Source organism: Waltera intestinalis (genome assembly GCF_009695995.1).
Lineage (GTDB): Bacteria > Bacillota > Clostridia > Lachnospirales > Lachnospiraceae > Acetatifactor > Acetatifactor intestinalis.
The window spans coordinates 63,560-89,295 of record NZ_VUMU01000009.1 but is presented as its reverse complement, the minus strand read 5'-3'; the positions used below and the strand labels follow the sequence as shown (position 1 = coordinate 89,295).

The window sequence follows — 25,736 nt, the reverse complement described above, 5'->3', positions numbered from 1 at the left end:
CCATCACCTTTTAAAAACAACCTTAAGCCAATTATACAATCTAGGAAACATATAGCATAACTTGCATTGAATACTTTTATGGGCCGGCGTGTTTTTATACATATAACGATACATCCTAATTATTTCATTTTTCCTAAGATGCTCCTCTCTTGTTGTAAATGGAATTGTGGCTAACATCCACATTTTGTTTTTTGCAATATTACAAGTATCAAGTAATAATTCTGTATAACCCTTTTTTTCATAATCCACAAATCGATTATAAAGTGCTTCTACTATATCCAATTTTGATACAGACATTTTGGAATGCATAATACTGTTGCTCACAATTCTATAACGATATAAATCTCCGCATAAAACTGTCAGTTTTTCTGCATTGCAAAACATTACATGTGCCATTGCCGCATCTTCACACACCCTACCTTCAGGGAATACAACATCACAAAATACTTTCTTTTTACTTAATGATAAGGAATTCATAATAAAAATCCCATCATCTAACCCAAGACATTGCAATGCTTCATAACTATTATAAGTTGCTGTTTTAGGTATTACACTCGACAAGAAATTTCCATCTTCATCTACTCTTTGCATGCCAGTGCGCACTATATCACTATTTGTTTCGAGAAGGCATGTCAATAATGTTTCATAATACTCCGGTACAATATAGTCATCTCCATCCACAAAACCAATATAATCCCCAGTTGCAGCAGCCATCCCAGTATTTTTTGCAGAAGAACAACCACCATTCATTTTATGAATTACTTTGATACGTTTGTCTTGTTCCATCCATTTATCACAAATTTCAGGTACTGCATCAGTGGAACCATCATCTACCAGTATGACTTCCAAATTGCTGTAGGTTTGGTTTAAGATACTTTTTATACATTCATCCAGATATGTTTCAACATTATATGCTGTTACTATTACGCTAATTAAAGCATCCTCTTTTCTGTCCATAGCATCCTCTATCATCCAGTATCTTTTATTAGTTTTTTCTATTTGTTCGGAAGTAAATCCATCCAACCGATGTCAATATCTAAATTTTTCTATCTCCCTATAAACTTTATCAACATAGGAATTCATAATATTATCGTACACATCATTCAAATCAAAACGAATGAACTCATTCCATTTCCTAATTACGTTCTCCTCAAAATCAGCCTGACCTCTACTAAACTTTATCTTACATTCTTCTTCTGATTTACAGTAGTAATGATTTATTCTTAATAAACTATATCGATTATTAGGGTAATCAATTCTAGCACCATTTACAACTTGCCCAGCTTCATTCACAACACATAAATGTCCTTTTGGATAAACAGTATGAGGTGAATTCATGCAACAAATCCTACGGGGATTTGCAATTATTTTAACCAATCCATTAGGCTCCGCTTCGTCTTTCGCGCGATAGACATAATTTTCCATTACCAATCCCTCCGGCTTGGTTTTGTAACCATTCGATCCATATACATACCAGTTAACTGCAACCGCAGCTGCATTTGTATATGCCTCAAAAACAGAATGAATTACTTCATATAAATCTGCGGAAGCATCGGCAGTCGTTATGAACTCATCACAGTCCAAATACATAATATACTTGACTGTTTTTTTTGCTTTTTTAGTCGCTGCAAAATAAGCATCAAGTTGTTTTGCTCTACCGGGCAAATATATATATTCTACTATTCCCACATCAATATATTTTTTCAGAATATTTTTTATATTGTCAGAACTCCCATTATCAAACAAAAAGAACTTATCCACTCCTCTGATAATATGATAACAAAGCCATTCTTCAATATATAATCCTTCATCTTTCATGATTGCAGCAATTGCTAATTTGTGTGGATAAATTTTACTATCCTTACAACTAAAACATTTCCCTGATATATATGTTATACCAGCAGTCACAAACAATATTGGCGAAAAAAGAAGAAGCATACATTTACGTTCAAGTGAAGTTTTTGCCAATTTTCTGATGAAGTAATATATCGAAGAAGAATATCTTTCAAAAAACCTCATTATTCTTTGCATTTTAACTACCTACATTATATTTTTTTTGTTAGTATTCTCTTAATAGTTCCCTTAAATATTTTATACTTATCGCTTATACTAGCATGCTTAGCAAGCTCTTTAACTACTCCTTTGGATGAATATGGAATATTCATCCCAAACATTCTACATGCCAAAAGCTTAACACTCATTGTACTTCTTCTCACAAATTGATATTTCTGCATCTGTTTTAAATAATTATCCACATCATCAATTGGTTCAATTATAATATAACCATCTCTTACCGCATCTTGTAGCAAAGTATTTCCCTTTGCATTTCTTGTAAAGACAATATTTCTCCCCTCATGCTCTGTGAAATCCGGATTACCATCCGGTAATAAATACCACGCATCACCACATGATATATCTGCTCGTTCTCCTATTCCATCTAAGCAAAATCTGCAAAACCTATTGATATCACGCCCTAAAATGCCTCCCCATGCAGTCACATAGTCCAACTGATGTTCATTACCATTTCTATCAACAGCAGTAGCAAATCCAGGCCATCCGTTTCCTCTATATGTTAAATCAATACATTCTTCTTTACAATTTAGTTTGGCAAGCAATTCCAAGTTCGCCTGAGTACTAGGCATCCCTGCACAAAAGAAAGAAAAGATATAGGGAAATTGTTCTGACAACATCTCATTTTTCTCTAAAAAGTTTTTTAAAGCTGTAACATCACATGGTTTTCCAATATAACAATATTTTTTCCCAGGCTCAACGAACTCCCACATATCTAATAGTGAATGAGAAATTGCATATCTGGACCCGCAGTTTTTCATTACATCTTGTTTGGTAACGCTTATTTTGGTCATCGTGTTATATGGCAGTTTTTCATCTTTACCAGTATGAATGACTGCATCGATGAGCCCCTTATCTAATAAATAGATTGCTAATGCTGATAAAACACCTCCACTCGAAGCATTATTCCGAATCTCTCTATCACTTGAATATCCTATATGTACTTTTTCATAGTAGCCCCAGACAGAACTTGTATTCAGTTTATTAATTGAATTCTGGCTTGCAGGGCAATACTCGTCACAAAATTCTACACATTTGTCAGGCATTTCGTTCGCATGAACCAGATACCCCTTATCTGTTTTCTGCATTTTTTGCCCACATTTTGCACCGCATAAGCCACATCCAACACAATACTGTGCATAATCGTGTTTTTTCATTTTTAACTCCTCAATATAGATTCAATTTATTGAAATACATCCTTTATAAGAGAATCCCTAAATAACTTTTGCTTATCATTAACAATTTCCATTGATGTCTCAATTTTACTCTTTAGCACTAAGAATTCTTCGACATATTGTATCGTCTTTTTTACAGCATCCTCTGTGGAATCTTGCAATGCATGTATTACATAGTCATACTGCAAACTGCCAAACAATCCCTCAAACTTTCGACTATATGATACCGGAATGGTTGCTACTCCACTGGAAAAAGCACCTATTGTCGCATGCATTCTTGCACCAATAAAAACATCCATTGCTGCAATATATCCTTTTGCATCCATCGGCGTCATAATTTCATCCACTATTTTTGTATTTGTAAATCTATCATGAAGCAACCGACACACTGCACTGTCATTTTCACAATCATCTTCAAATTTTGAATTTGTTCCTACATGAGGAATTAAATAAACTTCATACTTATCATTATAGCACAATTTTTCGAGAATATTTTGACAATATTTTCTATAATCTAAGGTGAGCCCGAATTGATTATTACGAGTATAACCACCTGACCACAAAAGCCCTGACGGATTAAATCCGACCCTTACTTTATCCGTTTTTTCCATTACTTTATGCTCATATGGCAAAGCAAATGCAACATCCGTTGTCAAGAAAATGTCTCTGCCTGTTAATTCTGCTGCCAGTTTCTTTGATTGCCCATCTCTTGTATAAATGAATGAAGCCTTCTTCATAATCCATCTCGCCCACTTTTTCACAAGACTTCGATTATATGGACCATATGTTTGTGGGCCAAGAATATAAGGAGTACCCGACTTTATTGCCACAGTTTTCACCAGTGCGTCTAACACAAATCGCTTAATCCCGTATATATCAGAAAAACTATCACCCATTGTAAAATCAAAAATATAATCGCATGCCTTAAATTCTTTGATTATCTCTTTCCAAAAAGGCAATGATTTATAATGAATCCCTATACAACGAATCGGAATATCCGTTTCTGGTATATGGGGAGTTCCCCTATCAGCAAATACAATAGTAGATATATCCAAAGATTCACCACGCTTTTTTGCTATGTCATACAGTTCGCTTACAAATGAATAAGCCAGAGCCTCACAACCTAAATTATTAATAAAAAATTCCAATCCCATCAATGTAATTTTCATTGCTTTCTCCTTTAATCAACAAGCTATCCCTTTTTTAAGGTGTTTTTCAATCTTATCACAATTTTGAAAACAATTTGAATAATGTGCTGCATAGATAGCTAACAAAATATACATATACTTTGTGGTCTGCAAATAATCAACCCACCACAGCTCAATAAAATAGACAATTAGAGCGAACGCTACCCCTATACTTAAACCGGATTTATGCTTTAATCCTGTCTTTAACATATAATATACTGCCATTATTTGTATTAAAACAAATGTCAACAATCCCGGATATGCATACCGAATATAAGTCGCAACATAGAAATTATCTATGGACTTAATAAACACCCCATCAAACTCAAATCCCACTTGTGCATTTGCTCCCTTTCCTACTAACGGATTCAACCATTCAACGGTAAATATTCTTGGCAAATAATCGCGATAATCCGAACTCATATTTAGCAGTGATATATTAGCTCCGAAATTTACCGAATATTCAGTTCCAAATATTTCATCAATTATGCTTGTAATCTGCATCATGATATAACGCCCAATACTTGTTTCAATCAATGCCAGTTCCAGTACCGCACATATAAGAATTAAGGCAAACAGAGCAATAATGGTCTTTTTTCTTCTTTCTTTGCTACTGGCTAAAATAATTAGTATTGTTTCAATAAATGCAAGACCCAGCGGGCTACGTGAACCGCTTAAAAATATGTTAATTAAAAGAAGAAGGTATAAAATAGGATGCTTTAACAAATATAACTCATCTCGATCATAATCAATACAGATGACAGCCAGTAAAAACAGCATCAGTATTCCGTATGCAATTGGATGCACACACGGTCCCGAAATACGATATTGACCTGAACGATATACCTCACCTGCCACAGCAGGTAAAGTTTTCAAAATTCTTATCATTGGTGAAAAACCAAGCGCATACTCAATAACACCATATATTCCTAAAAACCAAGCTATCTTAACTGTCCAATTAATTGCTTTTCGGACTCCAATCACATACCTTATTCCATAATAAACCATAAAAAATGTTAATATATCCAAAAAGTTTAAGAAAAATGTATTTATATTTACACGCAGCACGGTAGTATAAATCATCACAAACATATACAAAACCATATATGGCGTTATTTGCACATCCAACATAGATCTAACAAAATGATTTCCTGCTTTACGATTATAGATAAAATACACCATAAGAATCATGTTCATAATTCGAGTACATGTAAAGTCAAATGCAATATGTATTCCAAAATACTGGGGCATTACCCAATCCGTAATAAGTAAAACAGACATAAGAATATATAATAACTTAGCATTTCTAAGTTCTGGTTTGTTCTCCACATATTCAATTTGAGAAACATTTCTTAACTTATCCATTCTCATCACTCTCAACTCTTCTTTATCTAATTCTACAACAGGAAATCACCAACATTATTTTTGGATTTTACAATATGTAAAAATTTCTTGTATGAATCAATTCTTCTGCTAATCTCTTGCATTTTTCTAAGATTTTCGTCCTCTATCTCCCTTTTCATACTTACCGAATGATGATGCACAACTTGTAAAGATTTTAAATAACAATATGAACAGCCCAGCTTCATTAGGATAAAACATAAAATTTCTTCTTCACAATATAAAAAAGTACCATCATATAATCCATTAAACTTCTCTATATAATCAGGGGAAAAAATAATACAACTTCCATGCAAAACTCCCTTAAAATCTCTAATTGTCTGTAAATCATTATGCTGAAATATGCTTCCATCGTAATGTAATATTTTTTTGATTTTTTGTTGTACATGCATTTTCATTAAAAACAAGACCAAATAATCATGAAGAAGTTTTTTTAAAATATCTTTTTTTTGCGGGCATTCAGATAAGTACGGATTTTGACTATTGCCTTCAGGTGTAACAATATCCGGCCCGGCTACATAAAATTTTTCTCTTTCATATTCTTGCATAAGAATCTGCTGAAAGTTGTGTTGCTCAATCACGACATCATTATTGAGCAATACTATCCAATCTGCTCCCAACATATTTTTAGCATACCGAAATCCCACATTATTCCCTGCAGCATAACCAAGGTTTTCCTCATTTTTTATGAAATGAACATTCTTCACATCACAAAATTTGTTTAATAATGCTTCATAGCTTCCATTATTTGATGCATTATCTACAACAACGATTTTGGAATCTCCTATATCTGTATCCAAAAGAGATTCTAAGCATTGCTCTGTAACATCAGCATTTTTATAATGCAAAACCAAATAAGCAAGCATACTACTTTTCCTCCCGTCTTCGATATATAAATGTACCCACACGATAGATAATATAAAATATACCCCAACCTATCACACCTCCTAGGGTATTGAATAACAAGTCCTGTAACTCATAATATCCTCTCTGTGTTATCAGTTGGGCAATTTCTATTATCATACTTGATGCAAAACTAATAAGCAATACAAGCACCATCTGAGTAATACTTTTTCTTTCATTGACAAAAGAAAACAATGAGAGAGTAAAACCATAAGGAATAAACAATAGGCAATTTAAGATAACATAGGCTACCATCAACCAATGAAAATCATTATCGGGTCCCCTTAAACCATGAAACAAATCTAAATCAATCCCGATTCTGCTTCCGCTTTCTCTGCATACCAGAGTAAGCTGCAACATAATGGATAAATAGATGATACAAACAATTCCGGACATAATATCTGTTATTGATGTAGCCTTCCCAAGAATTCGTCTCACTATCACAACCAACAAAAAGATTAGTACTCCTACCAATGAATAGAGAAGGAATTTCTCTATGGAAACACTTCCGAACTGTTCCAACGCCCGTTCCATAATCGTAGGGCTAAAAACTTTTTTGAGCATCTGCATCTTAGCATCTTTCCTTTCATCGCTTGTATGCAAATATTTGACAAAATATGAAGATATTCCACCCTGTCATACATCTCATATACAAATTTTTTACTCCTGTACACTTAATATATTTGTTGTGCTTGTATTCAGGAAAATACTCCTTAATCATATTCCATGTGTCATTGCAAAACTGTTTCCGCATTTTCCGATTTGAAACCTCTGCAATCCGCAACATAGAACTACACAACAAAATCTTTACAATACAGTATTCAAGTTCCTCTCTATAGGTATCATAGAGACCAACTTCCCGATAAAAGGAAATCACATTTTGCAGCACCGCAAAAATATCACCAACTCTTCTTGCTTTATTCACATTCATAGTAGATCCGCCGCGATAAAAATGCATCACATACTTCTCCGGTACAAAAGCAAAACGTTGTATCATAGAAATTGCTTTTAAGCAAAATGCTGTATCCTCATAAATGACGCCCTCTGGAAACAGAATGCCACTTTTTTTCAGTAGTTCTGCACGATAAATTTTATTCCAAGGTGCAAGCATCGGGTCAATAAACATATCCTGCTTGCCGGTGTATGCTCGCACTCTGCTTCCGTAATCGGCAATCTGTTGCTGCTCTCCCTTATCATTTATCTTTACGTTTTTATAATCACATTCCACATAATCTGCATCTGTTTCTTTTGCCTTGCAGTACATTTTCTCATACATTTCAGGCTCTATATAATCATCTGAATCCACAAAACCGATATATTCACCGCGGCATACAGGTATTGCCATATTTCTGGCAGCGCCCTGTCCACCGTTTTCTTTGGTAATCACCTGTATCCGCTCCGGATATTTCATCTTAAAATCATGAATAATCTTTGGTGATGTGTCCGTAGAACCATCGTCAATCAGAACAATTTCCAGCTCCTTTAGGCTTTGATTTATCACCGATTCCAGGCAAGCCTCCAGATACTCTTCCGTATTATACACCGGTATGATAACACTGACTTTGAACACCGCGCCCTCCTATCTGTCACTTGCATACGGCAATAATCCAAGTATTAAATCCTCATCTCTTTCACACTGTGTCACACTACGTGCCCAAGGGGAGAAAAATCCCATACAAAAAATGATCCCGGCTGACACACAAAAAGCACCACCCCCGAATAGAATCAGATACAGAAAAATATTCATCGTTCTGAAAGCTCCATACCTAACAGCCTCATCCATTACCTGAATGGTACTGGAACCCAACAAATCATTCAATTCTGTGGCAAATGCAGATGCCATGGCATTGGTGATGTCAATCGCTTGATCTCCATCGTCTGAAATCGTACCAACTGTTAGCTTATAACCATATGCACCGGAATTACTGTTTGCACCTGACACTCGAATATCCTCGTCTAGAACCATTTCTCTTAAATCCTCTGCTGTGATACCATACATTGTCAGTTCCTGCGCAGCCTTATCACATACACGAGAACTACTGATTAAATCAGCATATCTGTTCATAGCTGCAACTCCTTCCGTAGTAGCAGAATAAGAGCCATAAACAGCACTAAATAAGGTTGCCGAAGAATAATATCTTATCCCGCCACCAAATATACTTACATAAAGCAAAGCAAACAGAATTCCCGCAACTGTAATCAAGCAAATAATGATTTTTTTTCTCCAAATTTCTCGGAGTCCAACTACCGCATTTTCAATAATATCTGCATCCTGCATTTCAATCTTATCTAAGTCCATCTTCTCATCTCCTTACTTTCTTTTTTGAAGTAATAAAAGGATAATACAACACACAGCAATCAGTAAAATACCACTAACACACATAACTACGATTCTCTGCGTCTGTGATTCCTGCTGAGGAACGGATTGCTGCACTGTTTGAACCTTTTGCTCTGACGTAAAACTCTGGTTATCAGACTGGTGACTGGATTCAATCACCTTTACTGATTCAGAAGCAATTGTATATTCCTTGTTATTTCCTTCCCCATCCACATAGGTAAGAACCAGTTCAAGCGAATATGCACCTGCTTTTTCAAAAGTTACACTTACTGACTGTGTCTTGGTTTTCCCAGCAGACATAGTACCTATATTAGTCGATGCAATATCTTCCCCATTGCATCTGACAACCATCGTTACATTGCTCACTCCTGCATTATCCAGATTGATAATTTTAGCACTCACATATTCTGTTTTATTTTCCTCATAAACCACTGGAAATGTTATGTCATCTACGTCGAAATCTGTTATCCGCCCCACCGGAATACGAAGCTGAGCTGTATTGTAAGTTAATCCGTCCGATATATTCACATTGAAGTTTAAAACATCTGCTTGTATAGTTGTCCAAGAATTGTATTTGAAAGCAACCTCAACCTCCTCACCAGCTGACACAGTTTCCACATATGTCTGGCTTACTGTACCATATTCAGGGGTAACCCCATCCGGATTATTTACAGATACAAAAACATTTTTTGCGTCAACCCCTTTACTGAAATTACCCAGTTTAATTGTTAATGTAAAATCTTTCCCCGGTATAATAGTTTCGTTTGTCACCTCATACCCGGTCACATACAACATACTCGTATTGTTTACGCTTGTGTTCTCCGCCGCTATAACATTCATCTTTCCTGTAAAAAAGAAAGAAATCATTGCTACAATAAAACAAACTCCTGCTCGTCCCACTTTATTTTTCATCAGGTTTCCTCCTCAGCTGCTTTTTTCTTCTTTTTGTACTGTCTGGCAGCTCTTCCGTCAAGCTTTTGATTTCCCTTTTTATCAACAAAGTAATAATCATATTTCTTTACATATTTTCTATACAGATCAATGTCTATTTTATTAATGATCATCCCATAATATTTATCTGCAAAGGGCTGCACTTTGTGTTTTGCGTCCCTAATCTGACGTTTTGTCACAGTTTCCAGTGCGGAAATCAACACAATACCATCTACATCACCGAATAAAATCTGTGCATCCGGTGCCACTGCCACTGAAGGAAAATCAAAAATAATATAATCAAATTTGCCATTCAAATACTGAAGCAATTGCTTCATCATTCCGGAGCAAAACAATCTCACCGGACTCATCATGCTTTTTCCACAGGGTATGTAAGAAAGATGATCAATATTGGTGTCATAAATAATCTCTTCAAAGTCAAGATTACTATTTTCTGATTCTTCCAATAATATATCAGACAATCCTTTTTCCGTCGCATCATTCAATTTCTTTAATTCCTGTGCCTTATGTAAATCACAATCTATAATTAATGTTTTCCACTTTGCATCAGCCAAAGAAATACCAAGACTGATGCTCACTGAGGTACTGCCACACTGAGGACCGCAACCTGTCAGTAAAATTTTATGGGCACCACTATCGCTTTTTCGTTTGTTATGGATTTCCACCACTACCCGGTCAATAGCATCATTCAAAATTTGCTGCGTATTCGCATATAACTGAATTTGTGATTTATTTGATTTTATTGCTTCCTTTCCCACTCTTCATCCTCCTAATTCCTATTCTTTCGCTTTCACTTGCTTATCAATATATTCTAAAATAATATCTTCTATCTTACTTTCAGGCGCGGCATATGGCTGAAACGTAAATGTTCTCGCCTGCTCTATTATCAATGCCAATTGTTCCAAATCATTGCATTGTAATACACACTGTTTTCGGGAAAATGCCTCTGCAATTTGAACTTGATGGTCATCCACATGTTCGTGATATACCGCCAATCTCGGTACTACTACAACAGGCTTCTTTTCACTGATTCCGCGCATAATAGTACCTACTCCGGCATGTGTGACAAGTACACTGCAATCACGAATCATTTGCTGAAGTGCTTCAGCGTCAACAAAATCTTTATATTGACAATGCTGTGGCAGATAAGTGGAATTCCCAGTTTGAATAAAAACTTCCTCCGTCAATTCAGCTGCAATGTTGTCCATCTTCTCTATCAGCCGATTCATCTGAAAGCGCTGTGTTCCAAGCGTTACAACAATCAAAATATGCCACCTCCCAACACTGCATCCGGAAAATAGTCCAACATATCTTCCCATTGTACCAAAAATAAATCTGCATATCTATGCACCATCTTCCCCGTGAGCGATGGCTTATTCACACGTGCAAATGACTCAATATATATAACCTTGCCATGCATTATTTTTTCAAGGACACAGAAAGGATACGCAATTAATGCACCGGTTGTAATCACAAAATCTGGTTTTTCCTTGATTAGAATTCGAAAAGCAATATAAAACAACCGAATGAATTTAAACAGAAAAAGTTTCTCTCTTCGATTCATCTGTGGAACATAATGCTGACGATTTCCGAAATTTCTCACTTCAAAATCATTCTTTTCCGTTACCAGAAAATTATCATATTTTTCCGCCACATTCTTTAATCTGCAGATTTCTTCCAAATGTCCCCCTGAGGATGCAACAAAACAAATCTTCATATAGATACCTCAAATAAACTGTACGTATTCGTTTTATTTTACAACCTTTTCAGCCAATAGACAAGCATCTTACACAGAAATGTGTTTTCTTTTGTCACCGTAAAACGACAAAATATCCACCGGATTCCTCCGGTGGATATGCTGTTGTACTATTTATTTTCTTCTTCCGTGCTCAATTCTTTTATCTTTTTATTTTGAAAATAGGTCGCTGCCACAGAAGCTGCTATAATGATTCCCGCAAGCACTGTCACATACAAATCAAGCTTACATCCCCAGAAGAAGTAGATTACTACTAATGCTAAAACGAACACTGCACTGACTGCAATATCAACATATTTCATTTTGTTGTTTTCTTTCATATCCCTTCTCCTTTCTAGGCCTCTGCCTGCTCTGCATTGTCCTGTAACTTATTAATCTTATTATTACGTGCGATGCAACGAATCAACTCATATACTGTATAAACAACTGTCAGAAGTAAAATCAACCAGTGAATCCAGCAATTTCCGGGTGCTGCCAAAGGAGCCTCTTCCTCTTCAATTTCAACAACTTCCTGCTCTTTGCTTCCACCATTTCCGTTCTGATTGTCATCATTAATGGCAGGTGCCAGAGGAGTCTGTTCCTCATCAATAACAGTAGGTTCTGCAGGAGCAACAACATTCTGAGTCTGAACTGTTGTAGGTGCAGCAGGTGTAGTAGCTGCATTTGCAACCGTTGTAGGAACTTCCACAGTTGTCACTGTTGTTTCAGGTTCTGGATCATCATCATCCGGAGTAGGTACTACAGGAGTAACAGGAATCGGTGTGTAAACAACATTTGCAACAGCACTATCTTCTGTTACCACATAACTCATCAGCTCACCAGAATTGCAATCACCCGGTTTCTTCAAATCCAGCCAATTCGTTCTAATAGTGGATGCATAAGCCTCTACCTTAGACTTAGCTACCTGGAGTTCCTGAGTTCCCAATAAGGTTCCAGCAACGCTTCCGCGATAGTAATTAATGGTTACAGTACGTGTTTCTTCCTTGGTGTATTCAACATACAATGTATCATCCTTTGTTGCAACACCTTCAACAAATGCTGTTTCTGCGACATACTCATCAATTGCCACAGAATCAACTCTATAGCTCTCTCCCAGTCCGACTTTCACAGTCTTACTGTCTGCTAAATCAACAAACTCATTGGTTTCTTCATCAGTATAACCAAATCTTACAGTGATATTAAACTTCTGTCCGGAAATAATACCATCAACATGATATCCATCTCCCTCTGTCTTGATAACATACCAAGTTACTGACTCGCCATCCTTTAATTCATTGCCTGCACCTAAGATTTCATTAATCTGCTCTGTTGTAGGCTGTACTTTCAAATAATTATAAACAGCTTCACCGATAACACCTTTTTTATAAATGGGTGCATAAGATACAAACTCTCCGCTCTCATTTTCTGCACCATTCACAAGCTCTCCGGTCACAGAAGCGGTTGAATAATTTCCTTTTGGATAACTTGTTACAGGGCTCTCATCGGGCTGTACCAGACCTCTGTTTAAGATATAATACTCTACTGTTATCGGCTTTTTATCAACTTCATCTATAGCATCTAATGCTGCTTTTGTTGCTTCTTCCGCTGCAGTTTGTGCTCTTTTTAATGCAGCCTCAGTCTTTTCTACGTTCTGCTTTGCAATACTAAGAGCTTTTGCTGCTTCTTCTATATTCAACTTATTTAATCTAGCTGCATCTAATCTGGCCTGTGCGTCAGCAAGTGCTTCCAATGCTGCATTATACTTATCTAATGCTACTTTCTCTGCTGCTGCAGCTTCTGCTGCTTTATTTGCTGCTTGGGAAGCTGCCACCGCATCGAAGGTTGCAGAATAGGTTGCAAATTCTGCTTCGTCAATCGTTGCAATATATGCCTTGTCATCACGGATGGTAATCAGTGCCTGTGTGTTATCTTTATCGTTCTGGATAATAATATAGGTACCATTTGTTGTCTTCCAGCCATGATACTTTGCTTCCAGATCCAGCTCATTAAACCAATTCTCCCAAGTCTCGCCTGTGAAAATTCCGCCAAGCCAATCCTTCCAGTTCACATCTTTGGTTGCTTCAATATATTTATCTGTATCCTCTTTAATTTCCACATAAGCATCAAAAGTAACACCTGCCTGGGAAAGCAGCTCCTGATATGCTTCCTGCTGTGCCTTATCCATATATGCAACTTCAGTGTCTTTATCGGAGTAAATATAGTCCTCTATGGCAGCTATGGATGTTGTAATATCTGAAACTTCGGTAGTCTTATCAGTAATTGCCTGTGCAGCTGCTGCTTTTGTTGCTTCTGCAGTTGCGATATCACTTTTTGCGGTTGCGGAAATATTTTGCTGTTCAGCCAAGTTAATGTTTTTCAAAGTATCCTTTGCCATATTATACTCGTCTACAACAGCCTTAGCTGCATCGATTTCAGACTGGGTGTAATAGATTTTTACCTCTTTCCATTTCCATCCATCCCGTACCCACTCAGTTTTCTTTACATCATCTGTAGTCTTGTCTGCAACTTTTTGAGCTGCTTCAATTTGAGAATCACCCCTGCCAAAAGCGCCGGTCCCTTTCTCCATTTCCTTTATTTTTTTCTGTGCTTCATCATACCTTTTAATTTCTGCATCAGCTGCATCTTTCTTAGTCTGAGCCTCCGCAATAATTTCATCCTGCTCAGCATTGGTAGTTTCCAGAGCGGCTTTTGCAGCCTCTAACTCCTGCTCCTTAACAGCCTTCTCCTCTTTCAGAGCTTCTACATCCACATCCTTCTTTTCTTCCAGATTATCAATGGTCTGGTCTGCTGCTTCCCCAGCAATACCTGCCTGTTTTGCTGCTTCATCTGCAGCTGCCTGTGCGGTTGCGTTATCTGCCATAGCTGCATCGTATTCTGTCTTGGCTGCTTCTACAGCTGCCTTTGCAGTGTCTAATGCCGCCTGAGCGCTGTCCAATGCCTCCTGAGCTGCTTTTTGAGCTTCGCTGTTTTTAACAGAAAGTTCTGCTGCTGCCACAGCATCTTCATATGCCTGTAATGCCTTATCTAAAATATCCTGTGCATCTTCATATGCCTGATTTGCACTTTCTGCTGCTGCCTGAGCTTCTAATGCAGCTTCTATTGCTTCTTTAGCTGCCTGTTCTGCCGCAAACTGATTATCTGCACTTTCTGCCTTTTGCTTTGCAGCTTCTGCCTTTGCCTTTGCTGCCTCAGCTGCATCTGCTGCTTCCTCTGCAGCTGTCAATTTGTCTGCGGTAGCTGTCTCAGTACCCTCTACGATTTCCTGTAAATCTTCTTTGGTATCCTTTTCAATCTCTGCAATTTCTGTGTTTGCAGTATCCACATTTGTCTCAGCATTAGTAATTGCAGTATCAATCTCTTCCTTCAAAACAGGTTCCTGAGTAGTGGTACCGTCTTCTCCTTCTACTTCCTGGGTATAGGAACCATCCTCAGCTACTTCAAGTGCTGCCTCTCCGGCTTTTTCTGCCAAGTTTTCTGCTGCTTGCTTAGCTGTCTCAGCTGCCTGTGCTGCATTGTAAGCAGCTTCGTCTGCTTTCTCTGCTGCATCTACTACTTCAGCTAATTCCTGATCCATTACAATGGCTTCAGCTGCTCCAACACTGTCTTCACTTGCGTGGACTGTCAGTCCGGCACAATTGATAGTCTCTACAACCAAAATGACTCCCATTGCAAAACTGAATATTCTATGCAACTTCTTTCCTATCTTTTTCATACGTCCGTCCTCTCTCTCAATGTTCTATTTAATGTTCGCTCAATTTCCGTTTCTACTATATAAGACTACGCTTCTCCCAAAAAAGGTTCAGCATTTTTTATATTTTTTTGAAAATTTTCCTGCATTTCCCGAATCAGGCTTTCCGCCTTTTGCAGTTCCAATTCATTAACCATGCTTCGCAACTTCCAAAGCCGCCACCCCAGGTGCGTGGCATTCTCACCATCCAGCTCTTTGATTCGTTTTCTATATCCATTACATATGATAAGGTAGACCGCCATCGACACTGTACAAAACAGAAGAATCATGACTGCCAGCATCGGATAATAATACGGGTTGCCGAGTCCCGGAGCCAGAGGAACTTCTTCCTCTTTCACCTCTATAATACTATAGCTCATATTTTGTAACAGAATGTTTCCGACAATGCTAAGTCCGGGGAAACTTTCTAACAAACCATGCATTACTGCATTCTCCTCTCAATCTTTTGTTGGTATTTCTCTTATTTCTACTCATTAAGACACTCCCATTTGAAAAAAAGGTTCAGTTTTTTTGAAAAATAGAAAAAAAAATTAAGAAAACAACCTAATTTACTTCCATTTTAACATTGTCTCCTTTATAATAAGAAATAATATGTTATTTCTTAATAAGTGTTACAAAAGCCACTTCGCAGCCAGGGGCATGGGTCTGTGAAGTGCAGAAATGAGGGAGTATATGACGGAGAAAAAGTTTGTAAAAGTTTTTCGTATTGCTAAAATCATTCAATTATGTGTTCTGCTGGTATTAGAGGTTCTCTTTTTTATCATTCTTTTTTGTAACCCAACTCTCAGCAAGGAGCTTTACAGCAACAGCACACTGATGTTTCTATGTGCCTGCACCTGGATTCTGATGCTCTGCATCCTTATCTTTATGCTTTATGACTTTTTCCAGCTTAGGCTTTTTGCAGAAGAAAGTCATGCCTTAAACAGAGCCGCTTTCCTGGACAATCTCACCGGCATTCCCAATCGCCATGGTCTTGATGTGGTATTCCAGACTTATGACAGTCCGGAATCTCTTGCAAATGTTGGCTGCTTCATGGTGACCATTTCCAACCTGAAGGAAATCAACGAAACTCTGGGACACCAGGCAGGTGATACGCTCATCCAACATTTCTGTTCCATTTTTGAAGAAGCAGGAGACTCTTTCGGTGTAGTGGGCCGCAATGGCGGAAACGAATATGTACTGGTCATCAACGATTGTTCGGATTCCCGCATGGAGCAATTCATCAAGGTACTTGAGGGTCAGTTAGAGGAATACAACAAGGACTATATCAAGGCTCCTATTTCTATTCAATATGCTTATGTTCTGAATGCAGAAGAACATGCTGATGCTTTTACCCAGTTATTAACCGCAACTTACAATAAGCTACATGCTTAAGGATGTGTTACCACAAGCCGTGCTCCGGCGGTGCACCTTCTTAACAATGGGAATATTAATATATGAAAGAACTGAATATCGCATACATAGCCGGTCTTGTGCTCCGTGCCAAAGCAAATGATTCCAATGCATTTGCGGAACTGTATGCTATGACCTACAATAAAGTATACAATTACACGAGACATTATCTGCGAGATGACTATCTGGCGCAGGATGCTCTGCAGGAGATTTACATACTGGCTTTGAAAAATCTGAATAAACTAAACGATCCTACTGTCTTCATTGCCTGGCTTGACCGCATTTCCTTCAATGTCTGCTATGACATGAGTAAGAAACGTCAAAAAGGAAATGAGCAGTTCTCTGACCCGGAGATTTTGGAGATTGTGGAGGATCAATACCCGAACTCCAACCCGGAGACCAGATATGAACAGAAAAATGAGGCAGACCGGCTCAACAAAGCTTTAGAGCAGCTGCCTTTTAATGAGCGTCAGGTTCTCATCATGCGATTTTACAATGATATGAAACTGGAAGATATCGCTGCCGCCATGGATATAAGCCGTAGCAGTGTGAAGCGCTATATCGCATCCGGCGAAGAAAAACTTAAGAATATATTGAAAGGATAGGGAGGTGAGCCGCATGTTTTATCATAAGAAGAATAAATATCAAATGGATATGGATACTGCCAATGCAGCTCTGCAGAATATTCTTGCCGCCTGCGACAAAGCTCCCAACACCATACCTTTTGACAAAATTGTACTTCGTCAGAAAGCAAACACCAAACCATACAATAGACTGATTGTGCTGACAGCCGTGCTTTTGCTGCTCACATTTCTGTCACCACTTGTGATTGTTCCCATCGCCACGCGATTGGAACCCTATTTTGCGCCGGAACCGGTCAAACTGATAAATGACTACATAGAGGATGATATCCTATATCTGCAGTTCTCCGGTGATGATATCTGTTATGATCAGGCATATATCGAATTTCCGGATGGGGAACGCACCTCTTCCATTCCGGTAGATACTGATAAGGGGTGGATTGGTTTTCCTTACAACGGAACTGAGGAGATAAATATTTACATTCCTTTAGAAAACGGCTCCCATGTGCATTATTTGCTAACCCCCAAACATGAATGACAGGGAATTGGAACAAACATATGAAAAAGCAAAGATTACTCTATTTACCAATTTTATATATGTTAGTTCTCTGCAGCATGACAGGTTGCGGTGCTGATTCTCCGGGTGATTTTCCGGAGGCAGTATCTCCATCGGGCTCCCGGCAGCAATCTGCTCAGACAAACCCTTCCGCCAGTGGCCAATCTGCTCAGACAAACCCTTCTGACCAAGGCCAGTCTACTCAGTCAAGCCCGTCTAACGACGCTGCAACAGAAGGTAGCACCGTAACAGATAATAATTATCGGGACAACACGCCACTCTGTCTCGTTCCCGTTGCTGACGGCACTAAGGAGACCCACAATAATGTGGCATCCATCGATTATTCCCACGCATCCGAGGGTTATGTCTGTGCCAACTACACTGGGAACTGCCCCAAGGTCAAGATTCGTGTTACCAGCCCGGATTCCACCGTGTACACCTATGATTTGCACGGGAACGGATACGAGGTTTTCCCTCTGTCTTCGGGCAATGGTGATTATGAAGTGACCATATACGAGAATATATCCGGCACGAATTATTCCACCTGTTTATATGAAAAGGTATCTGCCACTATCACAGATGAATTCACTCCTTTTCTCTACCCCAACCAGTATGTGAATTTTTCTGCCGATTCCCGGGTAGTTGCAAAAGGTGCAGAACTGGCAGCGACTGCTGCTTCAGACCTTGAAGTCATTACCAATATTTATGATTACATTACCGCTAACATCACATATGACTATGCCAAAGCTTCTGATCCCCCCACAGGCTATACCTCAGATGTAGATGCCATTCTGGACTCCGGCACAGGCATTTGTCTGGATTATGCCGCAGTGATGACCAGTATGCTTCGCAGTCAGCGCATTCCTACACGTTTGGAGGTTGGTTATGCCCAGGACGCCTACCATGCCTGGATCAGCGTCTATACAGAAGAAACCGGATGGCTGAACGGTATCATTGAATTTGACGGAAATGTATGGACATTGGTAGACCCTACCTTCGGTGCCAACACGGATAACAAGACGCTGAAAAAGTTCATCGGTGACGGCAGCAATTATATCCTTCAGAAAATGTATTAGTGAAAGGGGACAAAACGACATGAAGACCACAGAACAAAAATTACTTTCTAATGAAGAGATCGCTTCTTTCTGTAATCAGGCTGCCATGCTGTTTCAGGCAGGCATTCCTCCGGTGGAGGGCATGGCCATCCTGCAAAGTGATGCACAGTCGCCTGAGGGGAAGGCGATCTTCGACCAGATCCTTACCGTATGCCGACAGGGAGAAAGTTTTCACAAGGCTCTGGAAGCCACGGGAGTATTTCCCGATTACTGTCTGCATATGATCGCTCTGGGCGAGGAATCCGGTAATCTGGATGTCTGCATGAATTCTCTGGCAGATTATTACGAAAAAGAAGATGCCATCGCCAGCAGTATCCGGGATGCCGTAACTTACCCCTTTATTATGATCGCCATGATGGCTGCTGTCATCGTAGTGCTGGTCAGCCGTGTTATGCCGATCTTCGAGCAGGTCTATGTGGAGCTTGGCAGTGAGATGACGGGGTTTGCCGCGTCCCTCTTACGTCTCGGCAATCATCTGAACCGTTATTCCTTTATCTTCGTAAGTATTCTGTGTGTGATACTGCTTCTGTATCTTTTCGCCACCAGAACCCAGGGTGGCAAGCGTACTACCGCGCGTTTTCTGAACTGGTTTCCTCTCACCAGACACTTTTATGAGAGTATGGCCTGCGGGCGTTTTGCAAGTGGTATGGCCTTGACTCTGAGCAGTGGTATGGATACCTATTCCAGTCTGGACATGGTGGCTGCACTGGTAGGCAATGAGAAAATGAAACAGAAGATTTTAAACTGCAAAGAAGCCATTAATGCCGGTGCCAATTTTGCGGAAGCATTGACCGGTGCAGGTATTTTTAATCACCTGTATTCTCAGATGGTATCCGTAGGTTTCCGCAGTGGTAACGTAGATATGGTCCTTCGAAAAATCGCAGACCGCTATGAGGAAAATACCAACCGCAGATTACAGTTCATCATTGCCGTTCTGGAACCGACCCTTGTCATCATTCTGTCAGTGATCGTCGGTCTGATCCTGTTATCGGTCATCCTGCCTCTTATGGGTATTATGACCAGCATCGGATAGGAGTGATATCATGAATCGTTTTGAGCAAAAAAGCATGTTCTTCGGACGCAAACTGGTCTATCTGCTTCCGATTCTGGCATTTCTGGTATTGTTTGTTCTGTTTTTACAGGGAATTGGATCCGTTAGTGAATCTACTTTGACCAAGCAGCAGGAAAGTCTGGAAACTGCCCTGGGACGCAGCATTTCTCAATGCTATGCCGTAGAAGGCTGTTATCCTCCTTCTCTGGAATATCTGGAGCAGCACTACGGTCTGTTGTATGATAAGAACTGTTTCTTTGTCGACTATGAATACTATGGCAGCAACCTTCTTCCGGAAGTCACCGTACTCCGCAGAACCGGCGCTCACTAAAGGAGTTTTCTGACATTATGAACAATAGAAATCAGGAAAAACATTTTATTGTGGATATCTTGTTCGTTCTGGCATTGTTCGGTGTATTCGCCGTCTCCGCGCTGGCACTCGTTACCATCGGCGCAGATGTATACCAGCACACCGTGGAAGATATGAGTGTCAATTACGAAAGCAGGACGGCCGTGTCCTATATCCTGGAAAAAGTCCGGCAGAATGATACCGCGGACAGTATCTCCCTGACTACACTGGAAGATGCCCCGGCTCTCTGCATGCTTTCCCGGATCGAGGATGAGACCTACTGTACCTACCTCTATTTCTACGACGGACATTTAAAAGAACTCTTTATACGGGAAGGGACTTCTCTCGGCGGACAGGTCCTGCCTGCCGGTGCGGACATCATGGAGCTTAAGGACCTGACATTTTCCTATGTCTCCAATGACCTGATCCGTGCATCCCTGCAAACGGTTTCCGGAGAGTTCCACACCTTTTATATCCATATTCACTGTAATGCCGCGGAATAAACACCGGGCAGAAAGGATTCCGAACTTATTATGAAACATTCCAGATCCAGTTTATTTCTAATGGAAATGATCATAGCGATCCTGTTTTTCTCACTGGCCAGCGCTGTCTGCATCCAGCTGTTTGCCAAGTCCCATCTACTGAGCACACAGACAGTAAATCAGAACCACGCTGTCATCCAGGCACAGAATCTGGCGGAATCGTATCTCGCGCTGGAGGGCGACATAAATGCCATGCAGGATCTGTTCTCTCCTTCGGAACAGATCAGCGAAAATACACTCCGGCTTACTTTTGACAGCTGCTGGAACCTCTGTTCCGCAGAAAATGGCGGCAGCTATCAGGCCGAGCTGGTACATACTCCGGCGGAAGGTACCGGTATCATGGAAGCCCACATCACCGTGTATGACTTGTCTGCACCGGAGATGCCTATTTATACAATTTCTGTCATGCATCACACCGCAGAGAGGAGGGGGGACCATGAGTAATTCTTCAAAGAAAAGACAATTCGGTATGAATATCGGCTCCGCTTCGATCCTGCTGGTATTCGTGATCCTCTGTCTGGTATCCTTTGCCGTACTGTCTATTGTCAGTGCTAATGCCGACAGCAGGCTCAGCACCCGCGTTTTGGAACGTACTACTGCTTACTATGATGCCTGCAATCAGGCAGAGCAGTCTCTGGCCGGTATGGACAATACGCTGCGTCGCGTCTACGAAGCCTCCGACAGCGAGGATGCGTATTACGACTCCGTAGGACACGGAAAGTCATATGTAATACCTATTTCCGATCTGCAATCCTTACAGGTTACCATTGAGATCTTATACCCTCTGTCTGCGGATGACACCTTTTACCGGATCACCGCCTGGCAGGTACTGAATACAGAGGACTTACAGTAATTTCCAGCTCAAAAAAGCTCCCCGGGGAATCCCCGGAGAGCTTTTTTATAAGATCTTTTCTTTTTTTACTGGTTATCAGCATCTGTTCCCACTTCCACAGTCTCTGCTTCGTTGTTAACATCTGTATTCTCAGCTTCCGGATCTGTTCCGTCACTCAGATTCAGTTCTGCATCATCACCATACATGTCGCCACTGAAATCAATGGTTTCCACATCATCGGTGCTCAGTCTGGTATTACGATATCTCTTCATACCGGTTCCTACAGGGATCAGTTTACCAATGATAACGTTCTCCTTCAGACCGATCAGATTATCAACCTTACCCTTGATAGCAGCCTCTGTCAGTACCTTAGTGGTCTCCTGAAAGGATGCTGCGGACAGGAAGGAGTCGGTAGCCAGTGCTGCCTTGGTAATACCAAGGATGATACGCTTGCCTTCTGCAGGCTCTTTACCTTCTGCGATCAGCTTCTCATTCATTTCTTCGAAATCCAGAACATCTACCAGAGTACCGGGCAGGAATTCGGTGTCTCCGTTATTCTCGATACGGACTTTCTTCAGCATCTGACGTACCAGGACTTCGATATGCTTATCGGCGATATCTACACCCTGTAAACGGTATACACGCTGTACTTCACGCAACATGTAATCCTGTACGGCACGGATTCCCTTGATCTTCAGCAGATCGTGAGGGTTTACACTACCTTCGGTCAGTTCATCACCGGCCTCTAATACCTGGCCATCCATTACCTTGATACGGGAACCGTAAGGAATCAGGTATGCCTTGGATTCTCCGGTCTCTTCATTGGTAATTACTACTTCACGTTTCTTCTTGGTATCACGGATCTCCGCCTTACCGCCGAACTCAGCGATGATTGCAAGTCCCTTCGGCTTTCTAGCCTCGAACAGCTCCTCGACACGGGGAAGACCCTGTGTGATATCGTCACCTGCGACACCACCACTATGGAAGGTTCTCATGGTCAGCTGGGTACCGGGCTCACCGATAGACTGTGCAGCGATAATACCGACTGCTTCACCTACCTGTACAGCTTCACCGGTTGCCATGTTGGCACCGTAACATTTTGCACAGATACCAACGTGAGAACGGCAGGTCAGGATCGTACGGATCTTCACTTCCTCAATAGGCTCACCCTGTGCATTTACACCTACGCTGAGGATCTTAGCTGCACGGCTGGGGGTGATCATGTGGTTGTGTTTAACGATCATGTTACCGTCTTTATCATAAATATCCTCACAGGAATATCTGCCTGTGATTCTGTCTTTCAGGCCTTCAATGGTCTCTTTACCATCCATGAATGCCTTGACTACCATACCGGGGATCTCTGCCTGACCCTCGCAGCAGTCTACTTCACGGATAGAAAGCTCCTGAGATACATCAACCATTCGTCTGGTCAGATAACCGGAGTCTGCGGTACGCAGCGCGGTATCGGACATACCTTTACGTGCACCATGCGCGGACATGAAGTATTCCAGTACATCCAGACCTTCACGGAAGTTTGATTTGATGGGCAGCTCGATGGTTCTACCTGTGGTATCCGCCATCAGTCCACGCATACCTGCCAGCTGTTTGATCTGCTGACTGGAACCACGCGCACCGGAGTCTGCCATCATGAAGATGTTATTGTATTTATCCAGACCGGACAGCAGTACATCGGTCAGCTCTTTATCGGTCTCGTTCCAGGTCTCTACGACTGCACGATAACGCTCTTCCTCAGTGATCAGACCACGTCTGAAGTTGCTTGCGATCTTGTCTACGGTTGCCTGTGCGGCTGCCAGCATCTCGCCCTTCTTCTCGGGCACAGTCATATCGGAAATGGATACGGTCATAGCGGCTCTGGTAGAATACTTATAACCGATTGCCTTAACGTCATCCAGTACTTCTGCGGTTTTGGATGCTCCGTGAGTATTGATGACCTTCTCCAGGATCTGCTTCAGCTGCTTCTTTCCTACATGGAAGTCTACTTCCAGCTTCAGGAAGTTCTCGGGATCACTTCTGTCTACAAATCCCAGATCCTGAGGCAGAATCTCATTGAAGATGAAACGTCCCAGTGTAGACTCTACCGTGCCGGTGATCGTCTCACCTGCTGCATTTACCTTGCTCATGCGGACATGAATGCGGGAATGCAGTGTCAGCGCCTGGTTCTCATATGCCAGAATTGCTTCGTTTACGCTCTTGAAATACTTACCTTCACCAATAGAACCGGGTCTCTCCTGGGTCAGATAGTAGATACCGAGTACCATATCCTGGGAAGGAACGGCTACGGGACCACCATCGGAAGGCTTCAGTAAGTTGTTGGGAGACAGCAGCAGGAAACGACACTCTGCCTGTGCCTCCTGGGACAGAGGAAGATGTACAGCCATCTGGTCTCCGTCGAAGTCCGCGTTGAATGCGGTACATACCAGGGGATGCAGCTTGATTGCCTTACCTTCTACCAGGATCGGCTCAAATGCCTGAATGCCAAGTCTGTGCAGTGTCGGTGCACGGTTCAGCATAACAGGATGTTCCTTGATTACCTCTTCCAGCACATCCCATACCTGTGTATCCAGTCTCTCTACCAGCTTCTTCGCATTCTTGATGTTCTGGCTGATTCCCTTGGCTACCAGTTCTTTCATTACGAAAGGCTTAAACAGTTCGATTGCCATTTCCTTAGGCAGACCACACTGATAAATCTTCAGTTCCGGTCCTACGACGATAACGGAACGTCCGGAGTAGTCTACACGCTTACCTAACAGGTTCTGACGGAAACGACCGGTCTTACCCTTTAACATATCGGACAGAGACTTCAGTGCTCTGTTACCGGGGCCGGTAACGGGACGTCCGCGTCTGCCGTTATCGATCAGAGCATCTACAGCTTCCTGCAGCATTCTCTTCTCGTTACGAACGATAATATCGGGAGCACCAAGCTCTAACAGTCTCTTCAGACGGTTATTACGGTTGATGATCCTTCTGTACAGATCATTCAGGTCGGAGGTTGCGAAACGTCCGCCGTCCAGCTGTACCATAGGACGAAGATCGGGAGGGATGACAGGAATGACATCCATGATCATCCATTCCGGTTTGTTGCCGGATTCACGGAATGCTTCCACGACTTCCAGTCTCTTGATGATACGGGCACGCTTCTGACCGGAGGATTCCTTCAGGCCGGTCTTCAGTTCTGCTGCATCCTTCTCCAGGTCAATGGCCTGCAGCAGCTCTTTGATAGCTTCCGCACCCATGCCTACACGGAACTTGTTGCCCCAGGTCTCTCTTGCATCCTGATATTCCTTCTCAGACAACACTGCCTTGTACTCAAGGTTGGTGGTTCCCGGATCCAGAACAATATAGGAAGCGAAGTACAGAACCTTTTCCAGGATTCTGGGAGACAGATCCAGGATCAGGCCCATACGGCTGGGGATACCTTTGAAGTACCAGATATGGGATACCGGAGCAGCAAGCTCGATATGTCCCATACGTTCTCTACGTACGCTGGCTTTGGTAACTTCTACACCACATCTGTCGCAGACAACGCCCTTATATCTGATCTTCTTATATTTACCACAATGACATTCCCAGTCTTTGCTGGGGCCGAAGATTCTCTCACAGAACAGACCGTCTCTCTCGGGTTTCAGTGTTCTGTAGTTGATTGTCTCCGGCTTTAATACCTCGCCATGGGACCACTCCCGGATTTTCTCCGGGGAAGCTAATCCGATCTTGATGGCATCAAATGTCATAGGCTGATAGGTTGTTTCATTTTTTGTTTCTGACATTAAT

26 protein-coding genes are annotated in these 25,736 nt (G+C 41.0%); 9 read left to right on the top strand and 17 right to left on the bottom strand.

Going from position 1 to position 25,736, the window contains the following annotated elements; genetic code table 11:
• Positions 1 to 3: 3 nt before the first annotated feature.
• The 16 genes from FYJ59_RS08800 to FYJ59_RS08725 form a co-directional block, all read right to left on the bottom strand.
• Complete coding sequence (locus FYJ59_RS08800; protein WP_205839508.1) at positions 4 to 957, bottom strand: glycosyltransferase family 2 protein; 954 nt, start codon at positions 955 to 957, stop codon at positions 4 to 6.
• Between the two features lie 72 nt (positions 958 to 1,029).
• Positions 1,030 to 2,031 carry a glycosyltransferase family 2 protein gene (locus FYJ59_RS08795; RefSeq protein WP_154496509.1) on the bottom strand — a complete coding sequence of 334 codons (1,002 nt, stop codon included), beginning with the start codon at positions 2,029 to 2,031 and terminating at the stop codon, positions 1,030 to 1,032.
• Positions 2,032 to 2,045: 14 nt separating this feature from the next.
• A complete protein-coding gene (locus FYJ59_RS08790; RefSeq protein ID WP_154496508.1) occupies positions 2,046 to 3,227 on the bottom strand; it encodes a Coenzyme F420 hydrogenase/dehydrogenase, beta subunit C-terminal domain in 1,182 nt (393 codons plus the stop codon).
• 26 nt (positions 3,228 to 3,253) lie between these two features.
• Positions 3,254 to 4,414 carry a polysaccharide pyruvyl transferase family protein gene (locus tag FYJ59_RS08785; protein ID WP_154496507.1) on the bottom strand — a complete coding sequence of 387 codons (1,161 nt, stop codon included), beginning with the start codon at positions 4,412 to 4,414 and terminating at the stop codon, positions 3,254 to 3,256.
• A 15-nt stretch (positions 4,415 to 4,429) separates the two neighbouring features.
• Complete coding sequence (locus tag FYJ59_RS08780; RefSeq protein ID WP_154496506.1) at positions 4,430 to 5,797, bottom strand: hypothetical protein; 1,368 nt, start codon at positions 5,795 to 5,797, stop codon at positions 4,430 to 4,432.
• A gap of 32 nt (positions 5,798 to 5,829) precedes the next feature.
• Positions 5,830 to 6,699 carry a glycosyltransferase family 2 protein gene (locus tag FYJ59_RS08775; protein ID WP_154496505.1) on the bottom strand — a complete coding sequence of 290 codons (870 nt, stop codon included), beginning with the start codon at positions 6,697 to 6,699 and terminating at the stop codon, positions 5,830 to 5,832.
• Between the two features lies 1 nt (position 6,700).
• On the bottom strand, positions 6,701 to 7,306 hold the full coding sequence (locus FYJ59_RS08770; protein WP_154496504.1) for a VanZ family protein: 606 nt from the start codon (positions 7,304 to 7,306) through the stop codon (positions 6,701 to 6,703).
• Between the two features lie 16 nt (positions 7,307 to 7,322).
• A complete protein-coding gene (locus FYJ59_RS08765; RefSeq protein WP_154496503.1) occupies positions 7,323 to 8,306 on the bottom strand; it encodes a glycosyltransferase family 2 protein in 984 nt (327 codons plus the stop codon).
• Between the two features lie 9 nt (positions 8,307 to 8,315).
• A complete protein-coding gene (locus FYJ59_RS08760) occupies positions 8,316 to 9,035 on the bottom strand; it encodes a YveK family protein (RefSeq protein WP_154496502.1) in 720 nt (239 codons plus the stop codon).
• A 12-nt stretch (positions 9,036 to 9,047) separates the two neighbouring features.
• Entirely contained in the window at positions 9,048 to 9,986 is a 939-nt protein-coding gene (locus tag FYJ59_RS08755; protein WP_154496501.1) for a CARDB domain-containing protein, read from the bottom strand.
• The gene (locus FYJ59_RS08750; RefSeq protein WP_154496500.1) at positions 9,986 to 10,783 is read right to left on the bottom strand and encodes a CpsD/CapB family tyrosine-protein kinase; all 798 of its coding nucleotides are present in this window, start codon (positions 10,781 to 10,783) and stop codon (positions 9,986 to 9,988) included. Before FYJ59_RS08750 ends, FYJ59_RS08755 begins: the two co-directional genes overlap by 1 nt.
• A gap of 18 nt (positions 10,784 to 10,801) precedes the next feature.
• Positions 10,802 to 11,290 (bottom strand): PssE/Cps14G family polysaccharide biosynthesis glycosyltransferase, encoded by a 489-nt coding sequence (pssE, locus tag FYJ59_RS08745; protein ID WP_205839507.1) that lies wholly within the window; start codon positions 11,288 to 11,290, stop codon positions 10,802 to 10,804.
• Positions 11,287 to 11,742, bottom strand: a complete 456-nt coding sequence (pssD, locus tag FYJ59_RS08740; RefSeq protein ID WP_154496498.1) for a PssD/Cps14F family polysaccharide biosynthesis glycosyltransferase — start codon at positions 11,740 to 11,742, stop codon at positions 11,287 to 11,289. Before pssD ends, pssE begins: the two co-directional genes overlap by 4 nt.
• Before the next feature lie 149 nt (positions 11,743 to 11,891).
• Entirely contained in the window at positions 11,892 to 12,101 is a 210-nt protein-coding gene (locus FYJ59_RS08735) for a hypothetical protein (protein ID WP_154496497.1), read from the bottom strand.
• 14 nt (positions 12,102 to 12,115) lie between these two features.
• Positions 12,116 to 15,493, bottom strand: a complete 3,378-nt coding sequence (locus FYJ59_RS08730; RefSeq protein WP_154496496.1) for an HlyD family secretion protein — start codon at positions 15,491 to 15,493, stop codon at positions 12,116 to 12,118.
• A gap of 65 nt (positions 15,494 to 15,558) precedes the next feature.
• A complete protein-coding gene (locus tag FYJ59_RS08725; RefSeq protein ID WP_154496495.1) occupies positions 15,559 to 15,951 on the bottom strand; it encodes a hypothetical protein in 393 nt (130 codons plus the stop codon).
• Between the two features lie 250 nt (positions 15,952 to 16,201).
• Here FYJ59_RS08725 and FYJ59_RS08720 point away from each other — a divergent pair, with 250 nt between their 5' ends.
• The 9 genes from FYJ59_RS08720 to FYJ59_RS08680 all read left to right on the top strand — a co-directional run bounded on the left by FYJ59_RS08720 (position 16,202) and on the right by FYJ59_RS08680 (position 21,968).
• Positions 16,202 to 16,903, top strand: a complete 702-nt coding sequence (locus FYJ59_RS08720; protein ID WP_205839506.1) for a GGDEF domain-containing protein — start codon at positions 16,202 to 16,204, stop codon at positions 16,901 to 16,903.
• Positions 16,904 to 16,965: 62 nt separating this feature from the next.
• The gene (locus FYJ59_RS08715; protein ID WP_154496493.1) at positions 16,966 to 17,526 is read left to right on the top strand and encodes an RNA polymerase sigma factor; all 561 of its coding nucleotides are present in this window, start codon (positions 16,966 to 16,968) and stop codon (positions 17,524 to 17,526) included.
• A 13-nt stretch (positions 17,527 to 17,539) separates the two neighbouring features.
• Complete coding sequence (locus tag FYJ59_RS08710) at positions 17,540 to 18,040, top strand: hypothetical protein (RefSeq protein ID WP_154496492.1); 501 nt, start codon at positions 17,540 to 17,542, stop codon at positions 18,038 to 18,040.
• A 344-nt stretch (positions 18,041 to 18,384) separates the two neighbouring features.
• Positions 18,385 to 19,134 carry a transglutaminase-like domain-containing protein gene (locus FYJ59_RS08705; protein ID WP_205839505.1) on the top strand — a complete coding sequence of 250 codons (750 nt, stop codon included), beginning with the start codon at positions 18,385 to 18,387 and terminating at the stop codon, positions 19,132 to 19,134.
• A gap of 19 nt (positions 19,135 to 19,153) precedes the next feature.
• A complete protein-coding gene (locus FYJ59_RS08700) occupies positions 19,154 to 20,206 on the top strand; it encodes a type II secretion system F family protein (RefSeq protein ID WP_154496490.1) in 1,053 nt (350 codons plus the stop codon).
• A 10-nt stretch (positions 20,207 to 20,216) separates the two neighbouring features.
• Positions 20,217 to 20,555: a hypothetical protein gene (locus tag FYJ59_RS08695; RefSeq protein WP_118550001.1), complete on the top strand. Its 339-nt coding sequence runs from the start codon at positions 20,217 to 20,219 to the stop codon at positions 20,553 to 20,555.
• A 17-nt stretch (positions 20,556 to 20,572) separates the two neighbouring features.
• A complete protein-coding gene (locus tag FYJ59_RS08690; protein WP_154496489.1) occupies positions 20,573 to 21,076 on the top strand; it encodes a DUF4860 domain-containing protein in 504 nt (167 codons plus the stop codon).
• 30 nt (positions 21,077 to 21,106) lie between these two features.
• The gene (locus FYJ59_RS08685; protein WP_154496488.1) at positions 21,107 to 21,559 is read left to right on the top strand and encodes a type IV pilus modification PilV family protein; all 453 of its coding nucleotides are present in this window, start codon (positions 21,107 to 21,109) and stop codon (positions 21,557 to 21,559) included.
• Positions 21,552 to 21,968, top strand: coding sequence for a hypothetical protein (locus tag FYJ59_RS08680; protein WP_154496487.1), 417 nt, complete (start codon positions 21,552 to 21,554; stop codon positions 21,966 to 21,968). The genes FYJ59_RS08685 and FYJ59_RS08680 overlap by 8 nt, the downstream gene beginning before the upstream one ends.
• 65 nt (positions 21,969 to 22,033) lie before the next feature.
• On the opposite strand, the gene rpoC is transcribed toward FYJ59_RS08680, so the two are convergent.
• Positions 22,034 to 25,732: a DNA-directed RNA polymerase subunit beta' gene (gene rpoC / locus FYJ59_RS08675; protein ID WP_154496486.1), complete on the bottom strand. Its 3,699-nt coding sequence runs from the start codon at positions 25,730 to 25,732 to the stop codon at positions 22,034 to 22,036.
• Positions 25,733 to 25,736: the final 4 nt, after the last annotated feature.